This is a genomic window from Haloplanus rubicundus, from assembly GCF_003342675.1.
GTDB classification, from domain to species: Archaea; Halobacteriota; Halobacteria; order Halobacteriales; family Haloferacaceae; genus Haloplanus; species Haloplanus rubicundus.
In genome coordinates, this window is record NZ_CP031147.1 from 88,584 (window position 1) to 113,972 (window position 25,389).

The 25,389-nt window shown below is 56.8% G+C and carries 13 protein-coding genes; 9 read left to right on the forward strand and 4 right to left on the reverse strand.

The genetic code is table 11. The features are described from left to right. Window positions 1–208 precede the first annotated feature (208 nt). The 4 genes from DU484_RS00375 to DU484_RS00390 all read left to right on the forward strand — a co-directional run bounded on the left by DU484_RS00375 (window position 209) and on the right by DU484_RS00390 (window position 5,396). Window positions 209–661, forward strand: a complete 453-nt coding sequence (locus DU484_RS00375; RefSeq protein WP_114604748.1) for a hypothetical protein — start codon at window positions 209–211, stop codon at window positions 659–661. Between the two features lie 187 nt (window positions 662–848). Beyond that, window positions 849–1,292, forward strand: a complete 444-nt coding sequence (locus DU484_RS00380) for a hypothetical protein (protein WP_114604749.1) — start codon at window positions 849–851, stop codon at window positions 1,290–1,292. Between the two features lie 565 nt (window positions 1,293–1,857). Further along, window positions 1,858–4,197 carry an McrB family protein gene (locus tag DU484_RS00385; protein WP_114604750.1) on the forward strand — a complete coding sequence of 780 codons (2,340 nt, stop codon included), beginning with the start codon at window positions 1,858–1,860 and terminating at the stop codon, window positions 4,195–4,197. Continuing rightward, on the forward strand, window positions 4,194–5,396 hold the full coding sequence (locus DU484_RS00390) for an McrC family protein (protein WP_114604751.1): 1,203 nt from the start codon (window positions 4,194–4,196) through the stop codon (window positions 5,394–5,396). The genes DU484_RS00385 and DU484_RS00390 overlap by 4 nt, the downstream gene beginning before the upstream one ends. A 352-nt stretch (window positions 5,397–5,748) precedes the next feature. Here the strand turns inward: DU484_RS00390 and DU484_RS00395 are convergent, their stop codons facing one another. Both DU484_RS00395 and pglX read right to left on the reverse strand, forming a co-directional pair. Beyond that, window positions 5,749–8,652 carry a helicase-related protein gene (locus DU484_RS00395; RefSeq protein ID WP_114604752.1) on the reverse strand — a complete coding sequence of 968 codons (2,904 nt, stop codon included), beginning with the start codon at window positions 8,650–8,652 and terminating at the stop codon, window positions 5,749–5,751. Window positions 8,653–8,655: 3 nt separating this feature from the next. Next, window positions 8,656–12,873, reverse strand: coding sequence for a BREX-5 system adenine-specific DNA-methyltransferase PglX (gene pglX, locus DU484_RS00400; protein ID WP_114604753.1), 4,218 nt, complete (start codon window positions 12,871–12,873; stop codon window positions 8,656–8,658). 124 nt (window positions 12,874–12,997) lie between these two features. Between pglX and DU484_RS00405 the strand changes: the two genes are divergently transcribed. Genes DU484_RS00405 through pglZ form a run of 5 tightly spaced genes read left to right on the forward strand, consistent with a single transcriptional unit; the run spans window position 12,998 to window position 23,984 of the window. Further along, complete coding sequence (locus DU484_RS00405; RefSeq protein WP_114604754.1) at window positions 12,998–13,831, forward strand: BrxA family protein; 834 nt, start codon at window positions 12,998–13,000, stop codon at window positions 13,829–13,831. Beyond that, the gene (locus DU484_RS00410; protein WP_114604755.1) at window positions 13,828–17,580 is read left to right on the forward strand and encodes a hypothetical protein; all 3,753 of its coding nucleotides are present in this window, start codon (window positions 13,828–13,830) and stop codon (window positions 17,578–17,580) included. Before DU484_RS00405 ends, DU484_RS00410 begins: the two co-directional genes overlap by 4 nt. Next, complete coding sequence (locus DU484_RS00415; RefSeq protein ID WP_114604756.1) at window positions 17,577–18,215, forward strand: BREX protein BrxB domain-containing protein; 639 nt, start codon at window positions 17,577–17,579, stop codon at window positions 18,213–18,215. The genes DU484_RS00410 and DU484_RS00415 overlap by 4 nt, the downstream gene beginning before the upstream one ends. Then, window positions 18,208–21,879, forward strand: coding sequence for a hypothetical protein (locus tag DU484_RS00420; protein ID WP_114604757.1), 3,672 nt, complete (start codon window positions 18,208–18,210; stop codon window positions 21,877–21,879). The genes DU484_RS00415 and DU484_RS00420 overlap by 8 nt, the downstream gene beginning before the upstream one ends. Further along, on the forward strand, window positions 21,876–23,984 hold the full coding sequence (gene pglZ, locus DU484_RS00425) for a BREX-5 system phosphatase PglZ (protein WP_114604758.1): 2,109 nt from the start codon (window positions 21,876–21,878) through the stop codon (window positions 23,982–23,984). The genes DU484_RS00420 and pglZ overlap by 4 nt, the downstream gene beginning before the upstream one ends. A gap of 31 nt (window positions 23,985–24,015) precedes the next feature. On the opposite strand, the gene DU484_RS00430 is transcribed toward pglZ, so the two are convergent. Both DU484_RS00430 and DU484_RS20195 read right to left on the reverse strand, forming a co-directional pair. Next, a complete protein-coding gene (locus DU484_RS00430; protein ID WP_316043088.1) occupies window positions 24,016–25,011 on the reverse strand; it encodes a site-specific DNA-methyltransferase in 996 nt (331 codons plus the stop codon). Continuing rightward, a complete protein-coding gene (locus DU484_RS20195) occupies window positions 24,894–25,226 on the reverse strand; it encodes a hypothetical protein (RefSeq protein ID WP_157969444.1) in 333 nt (110 codons plus the stop codon). Before DU484_RS20195 ends, DU484_RS00430 begins: the two co-directional genes overlap by 118 nt. Window positions 25,227–25,389: the final 163 nt, after the last annotated feature.

Sequence of the window (25,389 nt, forward strand, 5' to 3'; positions counted from 1 at the left end):
ATGAGTGAACGAGCTGGGTGCAACGGTTGGTCAAAGACAACTTCGGTTTGACCCCCAGTAAAGAGGCCAACAGCCTTCCGAAGAGGTGATATCCATCCGATGAATTTGAAGTACTTTTGGATAATCATATGTACTTGTGTGCATTACTGAATGACAATAAACCTTGTGTACGGGAGTATTTTTATGCCCAGGGTGTGTTGAGAGAGGTATGCCACGGCCATCTATCGATGAAAGTCTCGCAGAGGAAATCAGGCGGATTCATCGGGAGACACAGGAAGAATCCGCTGGAAGCTTTCAGGAAGCTCTGGACACCGTCGTCCAGTTGGCTCTGAAACAGGCGAAGTTAGAAGGGCGACCGACCAAGGATTCCCAGGGATGGTATCCGGGCAAATACGCTGGAAAGGTGGTTGGAAAACTCGTCGATGCAGCTGGCGCTGAGCAGTCGTCATCGGGCATGTCGATCGGTTCGGGGCATGATGCCGATTCGAGCATTCTTCCCAGTCGATCACCGGAGGATACCGCGATTTTCAAAGCACGACTGGAGGAGGAACGGATGATCGCATTCCCAGAAGCGGAAGCGGCTGTCCTTGGACTTGAGAAAGGCGATATTCTCCAGATTTACGCGTATGGAATTGACAACGAAATCGACGAGGATCGATAATCGAAGGGACAGTCACTCGCGGGCTGTCCCATCGTATGTAGTAAATTCTACTACTCAATCTTCGAATTGTCGGGGATTTCCAAAGACACCTCTAGCTCCATCAAGAAACTGCTGTCCGTGTAGTCGAAATGACCGACAGTGAGTGGGGAGACAAGGTACTCGCCGAATTCAGTTTTTATGCATTTCCATGATCGAGATGATGGGAACCGTCTTCAGATTAGTCGTGACGAGGGAGATCAGTCACGACCGGGCCAACAGCAGTATCCTTATCGACGGATCCATCACTTTCGTCATAGTCCGGATCCCTCTCCCGTTGCTCACGGTAAGGTTCATCGCCGTGGGCAAGCCCGACCACCTCGCCGATGAACATGAACCCGTCACCGGGACCGAACTCTGGAGCCTGGGCATCGTAGTCGTTGCGGAGCCACGCCATGTGCGTGTCGACATAGACATAGACTCGCCATCCCGGCGGACCATATTTCTCGATAGTGCGCCCTTCTCAAGTCCCGGTACCGACGAACGGACCCGTGTAATCGAGTTCATCGTCAACGATAGAGATACTATCAGCCTCTGCTGGCGCTTTCGAGAATACCGTTTCATTCTCGATCCGAATAGAGACCGTCGTTATTGATCCGACTGAATCGGCCGACAGACGCTCGATCACACTTCAGTAATGCGTTTCATGAATCAAAAAATTGTCGAGCATAAGGATACATCCGCCCACACCACCCCCTCTGCAGACCGTCGTGGCCACTGACGTGGTAACCCATTCGTCGTCCTGTACGTCTCGAAGTGGGAGAGCGAACCCCACGGGTCGAACAATTCAATGACTACGCGACCTTGGTGACCGCCTGCGATTGCCGTTCGGGTTTCCTAACGGCGTCTGACAATTAAACGTCTCCTGAAGCCGTCCCCCGCTCTCCGACACCAACATCGTCGAACAGATCCTGCCACTCATCTTCTCAGTACTCAATCAGATCAAAGTACGTTCGATAGCCAGTCAGCGTGAGCACCTCGAATACGACCCTCAATAAAGGTCTCACACATTAAACTACAAGCTGAAAGTTCTCTTCCCACCGAATTAAACGACAGCATGAGAGCAACCACACTCTGAAGATTGGGGTGTCTGCTGTTGTGAGTTGAGCGTTCCCTCACCGGGACAAGGTTATTTTGTCCGTTCTGTCAATACCGGAGGTATGGTTAATCTGGTTTCAGTAGGGGAATTCGATCTCGACGAAGGGGCCCTCCAAGCGGCTGTCGATACGTACCTCGATTTCAAATCGACTGATGAGGACCAGAGAAATTGGAACCGAGAGGTTCTGAATAGCGGCCATTCGTGGCTCAATCAACGGGACCTGACTGCGGACACGGTATCGGAATATATGTCGGAACTGAGAGAAGCAACGGGAGATGATCACCCAATTCTGTCCGAGGAAGACTTCGACGACCTGGAGGCGAAGGTAGCTGACGACGCTGGAAATTTCGTCAAGAACCTGGTAGCGCTATTCGAAGATGAGAGTTCACTCGAAGATCGCATTGAGCGATTCAGGACGAATCAGGATATAGATCTCACGGTCATTAGTGCTCTCTTGACGACTTCCGACCCCGACCGATATGTACTGTACGACGAGGAAGGCTTTGAGACGCTTATTCGTTACTTCACTGGGTTGCACAGTCCCGATCTCGGCGATCTCTCTGTCGGGAAAAGATACGAGCTCTATCGGGACTACTGTTCAACAATCCAGACGGACGTTTTGAGCGAGAAACTCGCTGACGCCACGCTGCAAGACGCTCAAGAGTTCGTAGGTACTGTAACGCACTCAGCAGAATGTAGATACAACTTCATTCTCAGATACCTCTTCAGACACACTAGCCGGTTAGAGGAATTCGAGGATCAAACCTCTGTGTTCCTCGACGAAATTCGCACGCTACCACAGGCATTTCTCAGAGAACAGCTTGAGGCGTACGAAGGACGCCAGAAAATAGCCAAAATCCGGTACGATGTGCTCGATGCCATCCTTGACGGCGCATCCGTAGATATCGACGAAATCGCCGCACGAGAGAATGCAAACCACGAGAAGAACATCATGAACTCGTGGGACGACTACAAGATCCTCGCTCAGATTTACTACAACTATGCCAAAGACCGTGTAGAGGCGTATATCGAGGATTTGCTCGATTATCTACGAAACGAGATAGACGCTGACCAACTGTCTACTCACTACGTCACCTACCAGGGCGCAACCAACATCCCGAGTACTCGCTCGTGGGCTGTTCTGTATCCGAGCGTTCTCGGAGATCACAAATCGGCATATCAACTGTACATCTATTTCTATCCCAACGAGATTGAATACGGGATCGATAACGGAAGCGACGTCCCTCGAAAGGAATACGATGACGAGTCGTTCGAGTCTGAAGACGAAATATCGATCCAGAACGTGGTCGAAGCGTACAGAGAACGGTTGGACACGTTCTGGAGGTGGAACGAAGAACTGATCGAAGAACCGGACTCCGCAGAGTACGACGAGTTACCGTGGTTCGAGACCGTCGAAAAACATCTCCAGCGCAAGAAACAGATCGTTTTCCACGGTCCGCCAGGAACCGGGAAGACCTATGGAGCACTCAACTTCGCCAAGTGGTGGATAGACAGGGGACTGGACGAGGAAGACCACTTCGACGACGCTGTCGAGGACCGCCTTCGGATGGTAACGTTCCATCCGACGTTTTCGTATGAAGACTTCATCGAGGGGATAACGGCGAAGACCCGTGACGGCGACCTCGTATACGAACCCAAGGCTGGCGTGTTCAAGGAGATGGCTGAGGACGCCGTCGAGGCCTACGAAGACGCCGACTCGAAAGCAGATGCCCCCAGATACATCCTTATCATCGACGAAGTGAACCGGGGAAACATCCCAAAGATCTTCGGTGAGACGATCACCCTCATCGAGAACGACAAGCGGCTCGGTGAGCCGAATGAGATGAGAGACGAGCTGCCACATTCAGAGGATCGGCTCGTAGTGCCCCCGAATCTCTACATCATCGGGACGATGAACACGGCCGATCGGTCAATCGCACTCGTCGATGCCGCGATACGTCGGCGATTCCGATTTCGACACTTCCCGCCGAACTACGAAGTTCTCTACGACCAACTTGGCTTCGATGGCGAGCAGGACGTCAAAACCAAGGCTTCAGTCGAAGAGGGAGAGGACCTCGGTGCCCTCTCCATTCTCGCACTCAGTGCTATCAACGAACGTATTCGGGACAGTGGGAACCTCGGGAAAGGCAAACAGGTCGGTCACTCCTATCTCATCGGTGGGACCACGGACGAGCGTCTCGTAGAGTCCTGGAAGAACGAGATACTCCCTCTGCTCGATGAGTACTACTTCGGAGACATGGAGCGGCTCAAAGAGCACATATTCGATGGAGGGGGTGAGAGCCTATTCAACTGGAAGGAACAGCGGATCGCCGATTTCGATTCCGACGCTCTCCGTGCCGCGCTTTCCGAACTCGTTGGCGAGGATGGTGAAGTGGAGTGACAACTGCTGACCTGATAGAACTGTCCGAGTACGACGAATCAGACCCAATCGACCTGTCCGATGACGATATCGAGATGATCGAATCACAGGTCGATGGATTGCGAGTGGAGTACAGACGAGGCAAACAGGTCGTACTGCACACGGATCATCGAGTCGGAGTCGTTGCCCTCCCCGATGGACCCACTATTGAGATACAACCGAAAATCGGGGAGCCAAACCTAGTCACACTGCTACGATACGCAAACGGGACAGAACCAACCTATCTCTCACACGAAACGGAACTCGAAAGCGGGACGAATTTTGTGGACACGGTAGCAGCCCTGTTTCTCGAAGAACTGGAAGCAGTTCTGTCTCAGGGCCTTAGGAGAGAGTACGTCGATGTAGAAGGAACAGAAGAGTATCTCCGGGGCAGATTGAACGTCCAGAGACAGCTCGCAGGAGGTCCCGGTAAGACGGATTTCGAGTGCGATTACGACGAATTCACCTACGATACCACGCTAAACCAGACGATTCTCTGCGTTGCGAACACGCTGTCGTCGCTGGTAGATAGCTCCGAGATCGCTGGCGAACTACGCGAATACGAATCGCGGCTCAGACGACGAGTGACGCTCCGAGAAGTTTCGATCGAGGAAGCCGAACGGATCGAACTGACTCGCCTTACTGATTACTATGAGAAGGTTCTGGCCTTGTCTCGCCTCGTGCTGAAACACATCTACATCGAAGACATCGTCGCCGGTGAGGGTGCATCGTACTCCCTGTTGATCGGAATGAACGACGTGTTCGAAAAGGTAGTCGAGAGAACAGCACGAGAAACCGTGGACGAACGAGATGGCTGGAGCGTGGAAGGACAGGCTCGAACCGACAATCTACTCAGAGGAAATCCGTCGATTCGTATGCGACCTGACTTCGTAGTCAAACGCCACGGTGAGCCAGTACTGGTCGGGGACGCCAAGTGGAAGACCAAAGTCAAGAATAACGACGTCTATCAGGTCGTAGCGTACCAGACAGCCTATGATGCGCCAGGTGTGCTGGTCTATCCAGACAACGATGGTGCTGTCGAGAATGACTACTCCGTGAAGAACGGGTATAGTTTAGCGATGTTGGAGCTACCGACAGGGGTGAATACTGCAGACGTTGGTAAATTTGGTCGAAAAAACGTTGAGCGATTTTTCGATTTTCTTTCTGGGACTGTAGGTTGACAACACGGAGGAAGGGAATCATGAGCTCTCGAACCGGATCCCTCTCAGTATTTCTTTATTTTCAGCTTTGTTCTGCGGTTTGTGGTAGAACATTCTCTGCATAATGCTTAATCGTCCGTTCAGAAGTGTAGCTATCATTATGGGATTTTGGCGAAGATTCGGCACACTCAGTTTTCACAGGGTACTAGTTAACCAACTACTGTCTCGCTAGAATTGGTTAATAATGTGGGTGTCTCCTATGTATCCCCCACTGGTTGTGGTACGTCTGCAGCCCGGGCTATTCCACATCCGAGACTCGAATGGAGCTATAACGTGAATATCGTGCTAACCCAGATTAGAACACCCTCAGACATCACTGAATCGGCAGCGCCAGACAGTACCCCTCTACCTCCGGTGCAAGTGAGATTACTTGCCGGCGGCGTTCGAGCTCAGCCTTCCGTTCATCCACCCGCTCATCCAACCGGTCCAATCGACGTCGCTGTCCTCGGATCGAAATCTCCATATCTTCTCCAGCGGCAGCCTGCTGCTGGTACTCCGAAATAAAAGCCTGAATCCGCTCACGCTCTGCCTCGGCATACGCTTCCAAATTCGCCCGTTCCTGCTCAACCTCAGTGGCTCGGTCGGCGGAAATGTCGCTCTGGACTGTCCCCAAGACGTTCGCGACGTACTCCTCGGCAGCGGCTTCGAGCTCGTCGCGATTGACCAGCAGCTCCCGAACGGCTCCCGAATCGGGGCTAGCTCGAATCGTCTCAGCCTCAAGTACCTGCTCGCCGACCGGCCGCCGCGGACTCTTTGTCTCCAGATCGACGAAGACCGGAACCAACTCCTCCTGAATCATCTCGCCAGTTCCGTCCTCGAAGCCGACCCTGTAGACGAACGTAATCCCGGGGTTCTCAATGAATGGCAAGAGCTTCAACCCGACAACTCCATCGTCACCGGCCAACAACTGCTCGCGCAGCCCCAACACGAGCGAATCGTCAGGGGAGAGATACTCGATTCCCTGATGATCCATCGCGAACTCTCGGGAGAAGGTTACGGGCCCACGCTGGGTTTCGGCACCAGTCTCTGAGAGCGACGCTGGCAAGAAGACATCATACAGCTGGTTGCCACGCTTCTCAAGGCGTCCACCGAAAGCTTCCAATCCCCGATCGACAAAGGCCCGGATATCGGCTTCCGTCCCAAACACGTCGGCCGATTCATCGATTACGGCCTCAATTCGCTCCCGACTCTCAGCGTCGAACGTGCTTGGGTCGATCAGACTGCGGTCGTACCACTCAAGCAGGGTTTGCTCACGCTCCTCCATGAGCTCCTCTAACTCCGCCGCGGTCGCTTCGGGGGGCTCCTCGCTCTGGACCGACCGCATAATCAGGTCGTCGATGTTGATATCGTCAAGCATCCCCAGCACGTCCGCGGTCGACCCAACTTGGGAGCGAATATTTTCGACCTTTTCCTGCAACAACTCGAAAATCTCGCCCTCCCGTGTCCCCTCGAACTGGAAGTTCCAGACCTTGACTTCCTTGTCCTGTCCATAGCGGTGAATCCGACCGATCCGCTGTTCAAGGCGGTTGGGGTTCCAGGGGAGTTCGTAGTTCACCATGATGTGGCAGCTGTGCTGGAGGTCGATCCCCTCACTGGCTGCATCAGTCGCAAACAAAAGCCGAGGCTCGCCGTGGTTGAACTGATCCTCGATCTGCTGTCGGTCGTCCTTATCGACGTCGCCGTGGATCACCAGAATCTCCTCCGCCCAGGGCTGGTCCGATACTTCCTCCAACAGATAATCGAGCGTATCCCGGTATTCTGTGAACAGTAACAGCTTCTCGTTGGGGCTTTCTTCCAACAGCTGCTGGATGTAGCGCTTGACCTGCTGAGCTTTCGTGTCGACCGGAATCGATTCAGCCTGATTCACCAGGTCCTGGAGCATCTGGATTTCTGTCTGCAGGGCGTCATCGCCGTTGACCACCGTCAGGGTCTCCAGTTCCTGCTCGGCGGCCTCCCGATCGTTCTCCTCTAAGTCCTCGCCGTCGAGATACGCTTCGGCATCCTCGGATAGCTCCCGATTGGCGCCGCCCTCCTCCAACAACCCCTGCAGTCGTCGACGCAGCGTCTCCCGAATCGCACCCACGCTGGAGACCAGGCGCTTCTGCATCAGCGCCATCGCAAAGCCCACAGCGGGCTCGTTGAGCTGCTCCGAGCGGTTGTACACCTCCTGCACATAGGTCGTCACACCCTCGTACAGTTGCTCCTCAGCGGGCGTCATCGACACCGTCATCGTCCGGACCTCTCGGTTGGGGAAGATCCGCTCGCCGTTGTCGTCGTAGATGGTCTGTTTCCCCCGCCGAATCATCATCTGCTCGACGGTCTCCCGACTCAACTCTTGGTCCTCTGCGACAAGCAATGGGTCGAGATAGCTGATCAGCGACCGGAACCCTTGTCCCTTCCCGTCATGGGGCGTTGCACTCAACAGCAACAGCGATTCGGAATTATGTGCCACTCGTTCGGCCATCTGTGAGGTAACTGAGGGGCTGTCCCCACGCTGGGCGGCCTTGTGGGCTTCATCAATGACGACGGCGTCCCAGAACGCCTCCTCTAAGGCGGGCTGGAACTCGTCCTGCCGGAGGAAGGCCATGCTCGTGATCAGCTGGACGCCGTCCTGGTCCCAGATGTTGGCCGCGTCGCCCAGCCGTCGCCGCTCGCCCTCGACCCACGCTCGGTCGGCGACGGTCAGATCGATGTCGAAAAACCGGTCCATGTCCCGGACCCACTTCTTCTGGAGGTGGGCCGGAACGACGAACAGCACGCTGTCGGCACGATTCCGTGCTTGCAGCTCTTTCAAGATGAGCCCTGCCTCAATGGTCTTGCCCAGCCCGACGTCATCAGCGATGAGCGCCCGCTGTCGAAGCGACTCCATGACCTGGTTCACACACGCCAGTTGGTAGGGCTCCAGTCGCACCAGCGAGTTCGAAATCGAGAGCAGTTGGCCCTGTTCGTGGGCGATGGTCAGATTGAGTGCCTCCATCCGGAGGTCAAATCGCTCGGCGTCGACGGCCTCATGGGCCGGGTGGAACTGCTCAAAGTTCTCCGGGAGGTCGTCCAGTTGGCTCCCAATCGGCTTGATCTCGACGTCTGCGACGGAGATCGTCTTCGCGCCGACACCCTCGATGTAGGCCCGGAGATACTCGATATCGCCGACGCTGTCGGTGCGAATGACTTCCGCCGGTTGGTCGTTGATCCGAACGCGGTCTCCTGGCTCGTACATCAGTTAGAGGACATCGTCCTCGACAGTACGCGGGACGATATTTTGTTCGGCAAGCGGCGTGATGTTGATGGCGACGCCGTGTTTGTGGTTGGGTCTGTAGCCGGCAGTCGTGATCTCTGAGAGGGCCCGGTCGGACCACTCATCGGAGATCTCGCTGGAGAGAGCGCCACAGGAGTGAGCGATGTTCTCCCCGAGACCGATGTACTCATCCACGTCGTTCGCCAGTTGAGAGATCAGCCGTTGTTCCTCAGAGACGCCCTTCTCATCGAGACTGGTCTGATCAACGTCCTCCAGCTTGTCGAAGTAGTACGTCATGTAGAGAATCCCGTTGCTCGCGAAGTGCGAGCTACCGAGTAGGTCATCAGCGAAGTAGTTGAACAGGTCATACAGATGGGCTTCGACAGGCTCACTTGTATCTCCAGCGTAAGCCTCGAAGGCCGTTTCGAGGTCCGCCAGCGCGTCAAGCCACTCCTCGCGGTGCTCGTTGACCTTCTCGTAGAAGTTCCCTGTGAACAACTCGGCGAGATCGACGTCCTCCATCTCGGTGAGCTCGTCGACGATGGCGAGCCGCTGTTCGGTTCGTTCCCGGAATTCGGCGACGCGTTCAGCAGCTTCAGCGGCCGTCTCCCGGTTGGTCTCTGAGAACTGACGGGGCGTAGGCTGTGCCAAATCGGCTACGGCGTCTTCGAACTCCTGGATTTGGGTGAGCTCGTTGTCGTAGCGAGCGTACTCCTGTGCAGCTTCCGACTGTTCGGTGGTGGAGAGTGAATCGTTATTCCGCCGGCGGTTTGCGGCTCGGCGGCGATCACGGAGCCGGTCTTTCCGTGGGTCGAGGTAGTTGTTCTGCAACCGGTCGAATACTCCTGCGTCCAGCTGGTGATAGTCAATCAGGCAGCCGAACCCTTCACTCTCGACGTCGGAGACGAGCCGCTCGGTGGTGAAGCGCCACAGGATTGGCGTTCGGTCGAACTTCTGGATGTGGTAATTGAACAGTTCCTCCTGAAGCCAGGTGCGAAGGTTGGGGTAGGCTTCTTCGGCAGCGCTTTCGGTCCCGAGCATGGCATCGACCTCCGCGAGGCGCTCGTCCGCGTGCTCGCCCCACACGCGCTCAAACTCGCCCTCGATATGGGTTAGCAAGTCATCCTTCCCCTCGATATTGGAGAGCTGTATAATGCCGTCGGAGGCGTCGCTGGTGGCTTTGACCGCGAAGTGAAGGAGGAGATCCTTGACCTGCTGTGTGAAGTCCTCCGAGGGTTCGGTGATAGTGTCTGGATTGTACTCCTCCTGTTCGCGCGGGTCCTCAATTGTACGGAGTGCAATTTCTTGGAGGATGGTTTCGCGTTGTCCATCGGTGAGGTCGAAGCAGTCGAAGACAGCTTCATCAATCCCGTTGGCGCAGGACTGGAGGTTCTGTTCGACGCGTTCAAGATGTTTCGCAGCTGAAACACCGACTTCGCGGAGTGGGTCGGATGAGGTTGCTGTCTCATGGGGTGCGTCGAGATCGAGTTTCCCCCGGAGTTCGCGGTGTGGATGGTCGTACTGTTCCAGCGGGTCGTCGACGCCGAGTGTGTCTAGGAGGACAGGGCCATTGTAGTGCGGCGAGACGAAATCGTACTGTCGTTTGGAAACAAGGTGACCAACGGCCTCTTTTGAGAGCCTCTTAAGTGCCTCTATTCGTCCAATCTCCTCACGCCAGGGGACTTTCGAGATTAACCCCACCTCCCAATTGCGCTCAGAAGTTTGAGCGAGCATAAGATAAGTGAATATATGGCTATTAGTGTAGGAAAGAACAGACCAGATATCTGAATCAGGAATATAGACCGACCCCATATGAGCGAAGATCGAGGAGTCATGCAGATATCCAAATCTTCTCCCACTTCTTTTCGACATTGTATAGGTGAGGGCCTCGTTAAAGTACCAATCCTCATTACGGGGATAAGAACCTGGGTATCGTTTTACTTCTTGTCCGTTTTCTTCCCACAGTAATTCCCGTGTAACTCTGGGGAGTATCCAAGCATCTTCCCCGCCTTTAGAGAAGGGTTTCCAATTATTGTTCGGAGTCTCCCAGAACCGTCGAATGAACCGTCCGTCGTTACCTGTCTGCAGACCGACTTTAGCCCCCCCGAGGCTCTCTCGATCAACTCGGCCGTTCTCGGCGTCAAGAACCACCTCTGCAGAATAGAGCGAGCGCAAGTCCTTTGGGACCCAATAGGAGAGCGGAGCACCCGGAATTATCCCAAACTCCGACAGCTCCCTCACGTAATAACGCTGGATGTCTGATTGCTGTTTCCGAGTGAACGAAGCGTCAAGAAACTTACTTTCTTTATTGGATTTATCCACATCGGGGAGTCGGATGAAACTCCCCAACTGATTACTTTTTGTTGAGGAACGGACCACTGTTCCAACGGTGCCAACTGTTGCGTTGTCCAAAATATCGTATCCGAACTCCGTGAAGAAGTCGAACGCTCCCTTGTCGCCGACAAAATCCTGACGGAAAGCCTCGAAGGATCTACTGAACATGAACGACCAGGGGACCAACATCCCCGTCCGGCCATCTGCTTTCGCAAGCCGGTCACACACCTCAAAGAAATTGATGTAGTACTCCGTCGTGTACTCGTAGTGCTCTTCCACGTACTCCTGTACAGCATCAGGCATCCGCCCACCCGAACCATACGGCGGGTTCATCAACGCCGTATCGTACTCCTGTGTAAGCACAACAAGCAGATTCAGGAAACTTCGGAGATTCTGCTCACCGAATGAATCACTGGTCCGCTCCTCCACGGCCCGCCGAAGCGCCTTGAGGAACGAATTGAGTGACTGGTGATCGCCTTGGTGGAAGTCTCCCAGCTCACTCTGGGTTTTCGTCGAATCGAACACCTCCTCCAGGGTCCCACTCACGTCAAGCAGACTCCCTAGGGCCTCCGTATGGCGGAACGTCTCGATAATCTCGTTCAGCGCTTCTCGCAGATCGCTCCCCTCGCCAGTGATCTCGTCAAGCACCGATGCTCCCTCTTCGATCTCTGCCACCCGAGCATCAGCACAGACAATCCCAACGTTAGGCATGTCGAACTCGCCGTCTTTCTCCTCAGCACGCGTTCGAGCCTTCAGATAGAGGTTGAACGCTGAGAGCTGGCAGGACCGCAGGTCGATGTCGACGCCATACAGATTATGCTCCAGTACCTTTGCCGGGATCTCTGCGCGATCCAAATCCGTCTCCTCCCACCAAATGCGCTCCAGGATATCGAAGGCATAGAGGAGGAAATGTCCGCTTCCACAGGCAGGGTCGATGACGCGCAGCTCCCGCGGGTGGTCGAACTCGGGAGCCTCCCCAGCCTCCTCGTCAGGAATGAGGTACGTACAGAGTTCCGGAACACTGGGTGAGTCCTCCGGCGTCACTAACCGCTCTTTGCGCTCCTCGGGCGACAACGACTCCGGCGCCGGAATCGCGTCCTCCTGCCCCGTCGATTCGAGATAGAGTTTCCCCAGGGAATTGTCGGTAAGCATCCGAACGACCCAGTGGGGCGTGTAGAACTGGTTCGCCGGCCCGACATCCTCTGGGTCAAGCGAGTTCTTGGCGTCGAGCGATTCGACGACCGGGCGGTTGTAGTATTCATACACCCAGCCCAGCACGTCATCAGCGCGCCACACTTCCGCGGGAATCTCGTCTAACTGCTCGACTGCATCCTCGAACAGCCCGGCGTCGACATCCAGCACCGAATAGGGCGAGTTCGTATCGAAGAGAATCTCGATCTCGTCGTCAAACCGCTCACATGCTTGCTCATACGCCGTAATAACCGCCTCGTCGGGTCTCAAATCAATTCGATTGGCAACCACCTGCTCGGCCGCAGGCGTCATCCCTGATTCCCCGATCTGGGTTACAGGCTGGTCGATGAAGCCCCGTACCTCCAAACAGCGCAGCGCCGCGAGCCGATTGACGAACGTATAGCCAACGCCACTCAGATACTGCTCGTAGGCCCACTCCCAGGATTTGTCGCCGGGATTCTCCTGTTCCACAGCGGCAACCAGGTCCTCGCGCACCGCCTGCTCCTCATCGGAAAGCTCCCCTCCACTCTCTCGCTCATCCAGATCGTACTGCTGTTCGAGTTCGTACTCTACCTCACGCTCGACCAACGCGCGCAATTCCTCGACAACGTCCTCAAGATGTTCACGTTCTGCCTTGTCGAGTTGAGCTTTCCGGGGAGATGAATCGGACCCAGACACAATTGTATTCCAACCTTTCCCGAATCTACATCAACCTTGGCATGGCAAGACGGTAGCCGACTGTCGATTGTCAAAATGATTCAGGACAAGAACATCTAAGTGGGAACCTATCCCCTTACAGCGTATGCCAGACGGCCGGCCATCGGGAAATTTCGAGATCAACTCCCTGAACGGCCAGTTCGGTCCGGACGAGACACATATCGGGCTCGTCGCCGCGAGCCTGGATTTAGAACAGACCCGGGCCATCGTCGAACTGTATAACGAATGTGGAGACTGGGAGACGACCAACGACGAGTGGCTCGAACAGCGGAAGGCAGGCCGACTCACTGTCGAGGGCTCCCGCCGCGCATATAATGCGATCAAACCACGACTGCAGGAAGCCGGCGGAGGTCTCCCACCACTCAGTCAGCTCCCTACAGTGCTGGATGCGTGCCGAAAAGAACGGGACAAACACCAGGTCCTGTTCTGTTACCTCGTCGCCGAGGACGCCGTCGTCCGCTATGTCCTGCATGAATACATCCAGCAGCTCCAGCGAAAGAGCGTCAGCAGCCTTGACTTCTCCAACGAGCAAATCATCGCGTTCCTGGACCAGTTCCGCCATACCGACGACTCGCCACTGGATTTCTCCGACTCAACGAAAGACCGGTGGGGGACGAACTTCCGGAGCGCCCTGCGTTCAATCGGCGTAATCCAGTCCAAGCAGGGAACCGACGGCGATGTCCCAAACATTGGCGACACCCCCCTGGAGACAGCGGCCTACTGGTCGTGGCAACAGCTGGACGATGAGTGGTTACAGAACCCGCTTGGATGGCGATATCTCTTCCAGCCCGAGCCGTTCTGGAGCCCCCAGAGCGACCGGCTCGCCAAATCGACCCGATGGAGCACCCATGAGTCCCACGGCCGCCTCTGGTACGAACCGGTCGAGGACTTCTACGCGAACTTCGGGAAAACAGCATGATCGACGACGAACAGCTGTTTGACAACCCTGACCCACAGTTCGAGGAATCGATCCGAATCGATCGGGACCTGGAAGTCGAGGACGACGCCGAGGAGCGTGAACTCCTCTACCAACGCTACCTCGACGACTATCACCTCACGGACGCAACTGTAGACTTCCTAAAGGACCTGTTCACCCACTTCGAGGAGGACACCCCCGATGCCGACGAGCGAAACCACTGGTTGTATGGCTACTACGGCAGCGGGAAGAGCCACCTGCTTACTGCCCTAGACCTCCTGCTTGATACGTCACAGGTTGAAGCCCACGACGGCCAATCTGCCTGGGAGCGCTTCGACGACAAGCACGCCGAGCCCGAGCTCGGCGAGCAATGGCGCGGCCTCCATGACGACACGATCATCGTCCCTCTGTCGATCAACCTACTCCAGTACCAGGGCGTTCGCGAACAGAGCTTCAGCGAGATCGTCCTCCAAGAGGTCTACAACCAACGCGGGCTCGGCGAGCGCCTCGATGTCTCCTTCTTTGAGGAGGAGTTCAAGCGCACGGGCGGACTGTTCGACACCCGCGAGGTCTGGGAAAAACGCGAGCAACTCCTCAACGACATCCTCGCTGGAGAGGGCGTTCACAATCCCGACTATAGCTGGACGGACGTTCGACAGTATCAACTCCTCTCGGACATCGTCCTGCCAGACCTGACCAAGCGAGCCACCGGGATGGTCGACAACCTCGCCGACATTCAGAACAAGAAAATCGGCCAGGAACTCGCCGTCCGAAAAATTGAGTCCTACCGCCAAGAGCTCGAAGAGCAGTATGATCGACCGGTGAAAATCGCCCTCCTGATGGACGAAGTCACCCTATTCATCGGTGGGAACTACCAGCGCCTCTCCGAACTCAATGCCCTCGCGGAGGGAATCAAGGACGTCGGAGATGGCAACATCATCTCGGTTGTCACCGCCCAATCCGAAATTGAGGACGTCCAACCCGGGCTTGCCGTCAAGCAGCTCAACTTCGGGATTCTCAAAGACCGGTTCCCACAGCAGTACGAACTCCCGAGTCGCCATGCCGGAGAAATCGTCCAACAACGCCTCCTCGCCAAATCCGACCAAGGCACCCAATGGATCGAAAATAACGCCCTTACAGCAAAAGTCGATCCGAAGGTCATGTTCAGTTATCGGGACGTCAAGCAGAACACGGCGCCGCCGCTCAACGATATCGACGAAGAGCAGTTCATCCAGTATTACCCGCTGCTCCCCTACCAGCCGGCGCTGTTCATGGAGATTCTCTCGAACCTGAGAGAACTACTTCCCGATGCAACCAAATCGATTTTCTCGGGGACCGCCCGCGCCGTCCTCGCGCTCGTCGCCGGGCTGCGGGCCGAATGGGCGAAAAAAGACGGCGAGATTCCGATCATCAGCCTAGTTGATTTCTACAACCTCGTCCAGTACGAGCTCCAAGACATCATTCAGGAAAAGACGGAGGTCATCAAGGACATCGAAAACGACCCAGAAACCAATGCATTCGACCTGAAAGTCGCAAAGGTGGTCCTCTTGCTGTCGTACGTTCCCGAGATGATTCCCCAGACGGAACCGAATTACTCCAATATCGCGACTGCTGTCATGGACGATCTCGAAGGTGAGATCCGCTCGAACGTCCAGACCAGAGTTCGAAACTCCCTAGAGGGGAGTCTCGAGAAGTACATCCGCCCAGACACCAGTACGGACGGCGCGGATCTTCGATTGACCGATCGCGAAGAACAGCGTCTCATCTCCGACGCCCGGGAGTACGAGACGGAGCCGGAGTGGGACGAGATCATCGAATCGCTGGACGATCACCTCTGGGAGGATATCGTCGCCGATCTGAGCCTCCCGACGGGCTACGAATGGGAGGCTGATGACGACGACACGGCCTACCCGGTCGGCTATTCGTTCCATATCGACGGATCGGCGCTCGAAACAGGCTACAGCGATAGTGAGTCAGCCGTCTTCGACGTGGACGTCGTTATCCGCGGGCTGCGGCCGGACGTCGACAACGACAAAATCGCTCAAGACAAGCTCTACTGGACGCTCGAATCGGAAGGAATGGATGAGCTCCGCTCACAACTCACTGAGTGGTGGGCGCTGGAAAAGGCGACGAATAAAACGAACCCACCGGAATCGGTTGTTCGGGATCGGAGTGACGCAGCAAACCGCGTCAGGGAGAAACTCCAAGCAGCGCTTTCGAATGGCGACTTCACCGTCCAAGCTGACGACTTTACGACCATCGATAATGCGCTATCGGAGTACGTCAACGAGACGTATCCGGACTACTTCCACCCCGAACTCGCCCGGATTAGCGACTCACACTTAGATGAGCTCCGCCAGCTCGACGACGAGGACCCGCTCCCGAGTTGGGCCGATACCATCGGTGTTCCAGCACAATCAACCGGCGATATCGCAACGTTCAGCGATATCGCCTTTGAAGTGCGGAAGCTCATCGGGACCAAAATCCAAGATAGCGGTGACGGCGTCGACGTCGCCACCATCCTAAACCGGGCAATCGAAGAAGAGCCACTCTTCACCGTGGAGGCACCCACCGGGAAGGACCCATCGCCGGCGATGCTTGCGGTCCTGTGGGGCCTATGTCGAGCGGGCGTGTTCAGAGTTACCACCGTCGACGGCGAGCCAGTCGAACTCGACGCCCTCCTCACCCCGCGTCGACACACAACAATCACCCTCTCGACGGTCCCAGTAGGGCCACGAGCCAAGGACGTCTTCGTCGACCACGACATCATCGAACCGACCGAAAGCGAGAATCAGGGCTATATCAACTTCGTCGAGCAGCTCGAAAGCATCGAAACCCGGGCCAACGGTCTCAAAAACGACGCCAGCGTCAAAGCAGAGACCACCTTCGAGACGGCAGCGGTGAACACGCTAGTTCATCGGATTGCTACAACGGCTCGGGACATCGAAGATGCCGCCGCTGAGCGACAGGACGACGCCACCACCGTCGGAACGGACGAACTTCGAGAGATGGTCGAAGCAATGGAGACAGACAGGGAGATACTGACCATGGCCGAGACGCACTGGGAGGAACGCCTCCCGTTCCTCCTCCAGCTTGAAGCTCTCACCCGACCGGAACTTCGTGGAGTAGAGTGGCTCGGCGAGGACGTCCATGAGAACCTCCAAACACTCTCCGACCAGGTCGGCGCCGCCACGGACACGGACTGGTGGACTGCCGATGGCTGGAGTACCTTCGTCGGCGAGCTTGATGCACGAACTGACGCCATTGACAACCTCACCGACGCGTGGGCGGACCAGCAGGCAAAGACTGGAATTGAATCACTCCAGACTGATCTCGAGGACCACGCCTGGCTGATAGAGCCGATGGATCTCCCGCCAACAGTCAGAGACGGCTTCAGAGTCACATACGTGGACCCACTTCGTACGTTCCGGAAAACTGTTGAGCGAATCACAACCACTCTTGAGGGCCTCACCGATCCGGAGCCAGGAACCAGAGACACGAGCACCTTAACGAGCATCCTGGGCCGGCTCGATGGTTCTCTAGAGTGGGACTGTCTGACTACAGCGACCGTCGAGGATCGCCGAGAGACACTCACCACGCTTGATCGCGTTGTCGACGGCAAGGCACCCGAGGAGTTGACCGGAGTTGGCCTGCTACACGCTGACGATGACGCACTCAGAGCACACATCAAGTCCCTCGACACCGAGGGCTTGGAACTCATTGACGTCGATGGCGGGGTGATCGTTCGATGAGTCAGCAAAACACGAACCCGCTCGTCAAGTTCACCACAGAACTCGTCGACTTCGCTCGCGGAGAGCGCCGAGGGATTCGCAATCCTTTCGTCATGGTGCCTGTCGAGCCAAAAATCGAACACCGGCTCACGAAACGCCTCGAAACGTGGGCAAGCGCCCCCGACGGGGATCTCAAAAACTGGGAGGATGTCAGCGACACCAGGGGCGCTGATGTGACGATCACAAGCGTCCGGCTCGATGCACTCATGCCGGAGACGAGGGCCTTCGAGACCACCATCGATCTTGGCGCTCTCGATCGCGTCGAGACGGACGCCGTTGAGGACACCCTCGAACGGAACCTCGCCGCCGAACTGGTCGACGCACTCATCGAGAAACACATCAAGAACGGCGCGGTCAAGAACGACCGCTCTTCGGTGTTGGTCCTGCTGAACTTGGGGAGTCTCTACCCCTTTACCCGAGCTTCGGAACTGCTAGATGAACTCGACCGGAAAAACGTCAACACGACCGTCGGCATTCCCTTCCCGGGTTCAGTCGTCGGCGGCCGACTCAGCTTCTTCAACGAACAGGCACGCCACTACTATCCGGCCCACCGAATCGGCAAGAAAGTGATTGCGGGGTACATGGAAGATGTCTGAATACGACACTCTCGCCGACCTGTTTCCGCCGGACCGCCAGCCAACTCGCGGACTCGAACCGATTCAGAAGGTCGACAAGACTGACCAAATCGAGACGGACATCGACGAGTTCTACGAAACCGACAGCGCAAAGCGCGTTCTCAAAGAGACTGCTGCAATCGTCGAAAACCACGACATCGACCACCGATTCCGCTATGTCCATGCGACCTTCGGTTCAGGGAAGTCACACCTGCTGAAACTCATCGGCGTCGCCACCGGCGAGTTGGAGGGCTTAGAATCATACGCTCATGAACTCGCAAACACCACGTCGGGTTTCAAAGAGTTCCGCGAGGCGATCGCTGACTCCCACATCGATCACCTCCAGCCGCTGTTCCTCAATCTGCTCGACCGGGATCGGGACGACACGAAACTCCCGCTGATCCTGTATGAAGAGCTCGGACGTCGTCGTGGCTATCACACCGACTTGCCATGGCTGCTTGAGTTTTGCTGGCAACTCGACATCGAACACGGCCTCTGGGAGCAACTCCAAACGCTCGAGCACGAGTCACTACAGCTTGCCGACGTCGTTGACCGGCCGGCGTCCCTACGCCCGTGGCTTCAGCAGGCTATCCCCGAGCTCGACGGCGCCGCTGCCGCCGGCCTAGACTCCCAAACAGCCGTTGACGCCCGAATCGAGGCCGCAGCCGCAGCGATCGATCCCGACGCGTTCGGCCCTGACGACCTCGTGGAACGCCTCCACCGCACCAAGCGCCACCTCGAAGGAGACGGGGACACCTACGAATACCTCATTGGTCTAGACGAAATCGCGATCTACGTCGGCGATCAGCAGCGACGGTACCAAGAGGTCGTCGACACCGTAACCGCCCTCATCGAAGGGCTCAATCCCCCCATTCTGGGCACCGGTCAATGGCCAATGCGGGACATGCAGCAGAACTTCCTCGGCGACGTCGACGGCGATGCGTGGTACGCCCAGGAGGTCAAACTCGAAGGCGCAGACACTGAGACCATCGTCCGGAAGCGCTGGCTACAGAAATCGAAAGAGGGCGCCGAACACATCGACTCACAACTCCTGACCGACGCTCCCAAGCTCGAACCGACACTCAGCGAGGACGCCGAACCGCCCACCCACAACGACCCAGTCGAAGCCTATCCGTTCCGCGATCTGGACCTCTGGCTCCTCAGAGACGCCATGCAGGGGCTCATCGAGGGCGATCGGGACACCGACAGGGAGTACATCCAGGGGCGAGCACTCCTTGCCCGCGTTCGGTCGCTGTTCGTCAACCATGGCTGGGCAAGCGACCCGCCGGGCGTCATCGTCCCCTGGAACGAGCTCTTCGACATCATCGACGACGACACCGAGCTCATCTCGGCGTGGGCCACCGACCTGATCAGTCGCGTCGAGAGCACCTTGGATGAAGCGACCGCCGAAACCGCCAAGGCACTGTTCCTGTTGAGTCAGGTCGACACCGTCCCTCGAACCGCCGAAAACCTCACCCGGCTCTTGATTGACGACGTCGAGACCGACATCAGCACACTAACAGAGACCGTTGAGGGTCATCTCGAGGACTTAGTCAGGAAGAACCTGATTCGAGAGAGCACGGAGACGGAACCTTCGACCTACACTATCCTCTCCGAAGAAGAAATCCAGTTCTGGCAAGAAGTCCAGCAGGAGGCAACCGACCTCCCCGAACACCAAGTCCAGAACAACATTCAGGAGTTCATCCAAGAGGCCGACCAAACGCGTCTTCCAGCGCATGAAGGCACCCAAACGGGATCTTTCGGCGATCTTGAAGGAATCACATACACCGTCAGATATGCGATCGACCGGTCGATCCCTGGCTCAGTCACAGAGGAGTACGACAAACTCGTCTTCCGGGTGCTGGTCCACGATGAAGACACGATTAGCGACGAACGAAAACAGTGGCAAGAAGCCCATAGTGGACCGGCCGGCCGTGAAGATGTCCTGATCACCATCAAAATCACCGAAACAACCCGCCGACAAGTTCGGGAGCTGATCGGGATGCAACAAGTCCTGCGGGGGATGGCCGACCCAAGCCCGGACCACCGACTCGACCAACAGTCGATGCAAGAAGAGGTCGAAGACGATCTCCACGATCGGCTCAACGATGCCGCCGTTTACCGGCCCCAGCGGGAAGCGGCCTATGGGACATACCTCCAGAACCTCGATGACGCTGTCAAAAATGCTGTCAAGGAGAAATTCCCGGATCGAAAGTACATCGATCACACGCTCCAGATGGAGGACCTAGAGGCGTTTGTCGACTTCTTCAAGAACGGTGGGCCATGCCCGCTGAGCAGCGACGACGCTGACGAGCTTGGCGTCAATCCCGTTCCCAGGACAATCAGTAGTGGCTGGGCGATGGAGTTTCTCGAACTGGACCGATTCGACACCGATGAACGCGTCAGCGGCGATCGGGTGTTAGAGACCATCAACGGCCGGGGTGGGGAGTTCCTCGGAACTCCCGTCGAAGCCCTGCAGACACTTCTCTTTGTCCTCGTCGCCGACGACCGGATCGCAATCCGAGCCGATGGCGAGCGACTAACTGATACGCGGGAAATCGCCCGCACCATCACCAGTACCACCCGTTTTGAAGACGCAATCGTCGTCTTCGATCCCTCGCCGCCACCGGAGGAGCTGAGCGACGTCTATGCAGCCCTCGTCGGCAAAGACCCAGACACCGACGACACACAGGACCTGCTTTCAGGAATCGAAACCTGGGCAACCGACCACGCCCAAGAGTTCAACACCGTCGTCTCACGGACGGATTTGGAGTTCAACAGCCACCTGACACTGGCAAGTCTGAACAACGCACTCAAGCCAGCCTTCGGCGACGCAGAGTTGGACCCAACGCTCCTCACCAACGAGGAGGTCGTTGAGCAAGCCGACCGCTACGCTTCGACCGCCCCACTGTTCATCGCCGATGACGGCGAAACCCCGCTGTGGGACCAACTCACCACGGTCAGTACGTGGCTCACCAAGCACTATCCCACCGCCTCGGTCACTGGGTCGGTAAGCGCCGCCACGAGTGGATCACAGATTCCAAGCGCCGACAGAGTGGAGTCGCTGCTCGACGACGCCGCGGCGTTTAGAGTCGAGACCCTCCAAGAGCTGTCCCAAGACCTCACCGGTAGCCCTGCTACCGCCGAAGATGTCGACGCCCTCAGAGAATCACTCACAGAAACCCTGCGAAGTAAAACTCTCGCGGAGGATATCGAAGCTGTCACCGACGCGTATCCAACCGTCGAGCTCGACACGTTACAAGCGACCATTGACAACGCGAACGCAGTCGAGGAACCTCCTGCCGAGGAGGCCTTCGCCAAGAAAGCGCTCCGGACTGACGCCGAGACACTCGCAAACGGACGCGCCCTGCTCGAAATGAAAGAGGACGGCAAGTCCCTCCACGCACAGCTCCAAGAACTCTCTGACAAACTGCCCGACGACGCTACGGGATTCGTCCCCACGCAGATCCAGAACTCAGTGAGTGGGAAATCGATCCCGAACCCGGACCGCGCCCAGCAATTGCTCACACAAGGGCGGGCCATCATTGATGGGAGCAAGACAACGACAGATGATGACCTCTGGCAACGGCTCTCGAACTACGATGATGGCACTATCGTTGTCATCGACGGAGAGGACAACAAATGAACCAGCCCCAACACACCCTGACCGACGAAGCAGAACAGCGCCTTCAGCAGGCCTTCCCGGACAGCCACACGACTGAGGTGCGAGTAGTCTGGTGGGACGACGGCGGCCACCTCGAAGAGATCGTCAAGGCAGCCGCCGAGCAGCTGGGCGTCGGCTTCCGCGCCGCGGAGGGGTTTCCCCTCAGCCTCCGAACGGACGCACTCAAAGAGGAACATGAGACCGACCGACCCATTGTGTGGTACGTCGGCGAGGGCAAACAGGGTCGGGACTGGTTCCGCGATATCCGTGAGACCGGCGGGGAAGTTACCAAGAGCATCGAAGAGCTCACCGGCGACCTCTATGGCGTAAATCCCTGGGACATCTTCGACGTTGAAATGAACGACGCCGCCACCAGAACACAAATAGCCGGGATCATCAAAGCCGAGTTCCAGACACCAGGAATCCCTACATACGGAAGTCTCAGAGAGGAGATCTACACCCGCGGCGATGGCAAGATCATCGATCACCTCCTGCGTGAGGGATGGCCCGATATCAGCAGAGATCCCGAAACCGTCGCCGAGATTCGGACCAAACTCGACGACGACATCCCCATCCCAGATGGCGCCGATCCCGAGGAGATCACCAACACCGTTCGGCGGTGGGCCGTCGCCCAGACACTCCACCGCAGCGGCGTCGACGGCTCACACTTCCCCGCAGGCTACGGTGAGTCCAGCCACAGCCCCCTGACAACCCTGCTCAACATGGGTGGATCCAGAGCCCGCGCCGAAGAGTACCTAGGCGAAGAGTTCTGGGCGGAGGTGATTCGGAGCTTGGATGATGTCTGGGCATACGCTGATTGTCCGGTCGACCGAGCGCTCGATGACGCACTCTGGGAGTCCTGGTACGAGACCTTCGAGGCAGGAGACCTCTCCACCTGTATCGAGCAGGCACAGATCAGGCAGGATGCCCTGACGGTCTACCCTGACCACACGGGATGGCGCGATCTCTGGGCCCAGTGTGAGCACCTCGCCCGCCTCCAGCAGCAATTCATTGCCTGGGAGGACCGAGACGGACAGTCAGAGCCCTTCTCGGCCTATGCCGATATCGACGAAGGGAGCTGGCAGATCGACAATGAAGTCCTGCACCTCCAACTGACGGGCACCCCCGAAACGGACGTTCCAGCCGATCACCCAGCGACCGGGGCGCTCCCCCAGCTTCGCAACGAGCTGCTCACAAGCCGCTATCGCGAGTATCTTGGAACGCTCGCCGATGAGGTCGAGGCGGCAATGCAGGTCGGCCAACCATTGCTCAACAAGGAGTCGGCACATGAGTGGTGGAGCGACCACGAAGAGGAGTTCGAGAAAGCTGGGACCGTCGCCGTCCTGCTCATAGACGCGCTCCGTTATGATCTCGCACAGCAGCTTGCAGCGGAGCTCAACGACTCTTTTGATGTCTCCCGTGAGACCAGGCTCTCGATACTCCCCTCCGAAACCAAATTCGGGATGGCCGCACTCACACCCGGCCGCTCATTCCGGTTCTCGCTCGAAATGTACAACGGGGCGCTCACTCCCTTCCAAGGCGACCGCTCACTCTCGAACAAGCAGCGCCGGAAAGATTTCCTTAGTGATGAAGGCTGGAGCGTCCCCGATGACCGGGAGGACGGCTGGGGAGAGAATCGAATCGCCTACTACGACAAGGAAATCGACGAGGTCGGGGAAGGCGAAATCGGCGAGATGGTCCATCACTTCGACAACTACGTCACCGAGCTCGCGGCAATGATTCGCGATAAGCTCGACAACAAGAACTGGGACCGAATCTACGTCGTTACTGACCACGGGTTCGTGCTCCTCCCCGAGGGGACGACCACGGAAGCCGTTCCCTCAAGCGCCCCAGATAGCGAAGTGAAGTATCGCCGAGTCGCAGGGGATGACCTGAGTGGACTGACCAACGGTGTGTCAGTCTCTGGAAGCACGCCTGGGCTCAACGACTATCTCAAAACGGATCTCCAGCTCCTCGTTGATCCGCGCCAACACTTCAGCAAGCAGGGCTATAGCGGCGATCGCTACTACCACGGTGGATTGCTCCCGCAGGAGTGTATGCTGTCGTTCCTCGAGATTCAGAAGTGAGGGGATGCACCGAAGGTGATTGTCCAGGGGGTTAATCCGAATTCGCAACCGTCTCGGATGGCATTGTCGAAGAGATTTCTTCAGGTTCCTGGAACCGATATTTGGAGCCCTCAAGATAGCGTTCCTCAGCATCAAACGCGAGCCACTTCCGTCCGGTTTGTTGGGCCATCTGTCCGGTGGTGTTACTCCCAGCAAAGATATCCAACACAGTATCACCCGGTTCAGTCAGGAACTGGATGAAGAATTTCGGGAGCTCACGTGGGAATCGCGCTGGATGAATATCGGTGTCCGTCTCTTTGCAGGCCTGGAGGTACGGCGTCTGTGAACGTGTGTTCGCAATCTCGAGGACGTTATCCTCGGTATAGGCAGCCCCGAGTGTTTGAACTAACTCCTCGGTCAACCCCTCTTCGAGAATGACCTCCAAGAGGTTCTCCGGCACATCGAGTTTTTCGAGCAGTTCCGACGGGTCCTCCTTGACCGTTTTATCGTCGATCGCGTTTCGGAAGTTGGGTCGGATCGCCCCATCTTCGGCCGGTTTGTCGAAGGTGTCGCTAATCTTGTGCTCGCTCGGCCGCGTTTTGGCGTCGTAGCCGTTCTCGATGAGCTGCTTCTGAGCGTCGCTGTACTCTTTGAGCACCCGCCGATTATCCGGTTTCTCACGAGCGTCACCCTTCGAGAGCCACCACACATGGTTCACCGCGTCCTTGACCCGAATCCGCTCGATAGTTACCCACTGGGCGGGCGTTGGGAGCTTGGCCGGATTGTACCAGTAGAAGTCCTGAGCAAGATTGAAGCTCTCATCGATGCGGTCTGCGAGGTGCCCGTCGTCGTCGGTAAGCGCCGAGAGGAGTTTGAAGTGATAGTGTGACCGAAGCGGCTTTCCCTTCTGCCACCCGCCGCCGATGTCTATCACGAGCGAGCCATTCTCTGCAAGGGCGTCGTAGATCCCTTCCGCGAAGTCGAGGAACCATTCAACGTATTCCTCGGGGACTTGTTCCCGTATTCCTTCTTCCGTTGGAGCGCGAATGGTGGGGACGTAACGACGAGATCGATCGAGGCGTCCTCCACCGCGTCAATCAGATCTCTACTGTCGCCGGAGAATGCAGCTCCCTGGATTGGGTCTTCACCAACAGCCTCGGCAGACGGACGAACCTCGACAGTCTCGTTCCCGGCCGTTGTAACGTACTGTGGCCGCTCAGTACCCATGAGATCCGTTACTTGGCTCGGATCCGTCGTCTCCATCAGGTCAGTAGAGCAGGTCGGCCGGTCGCAATTATCTCGCTTCATTGAGCTGTCCTACTTATTCAGCTCTTTGTATAAAAATGTCCGTAGCCTGAGCTGAAGCGCGCGCGTTCTCAGCAGCCTATCTTCGCTCCTACCCTCGACGATAGTACTAATATCTCGG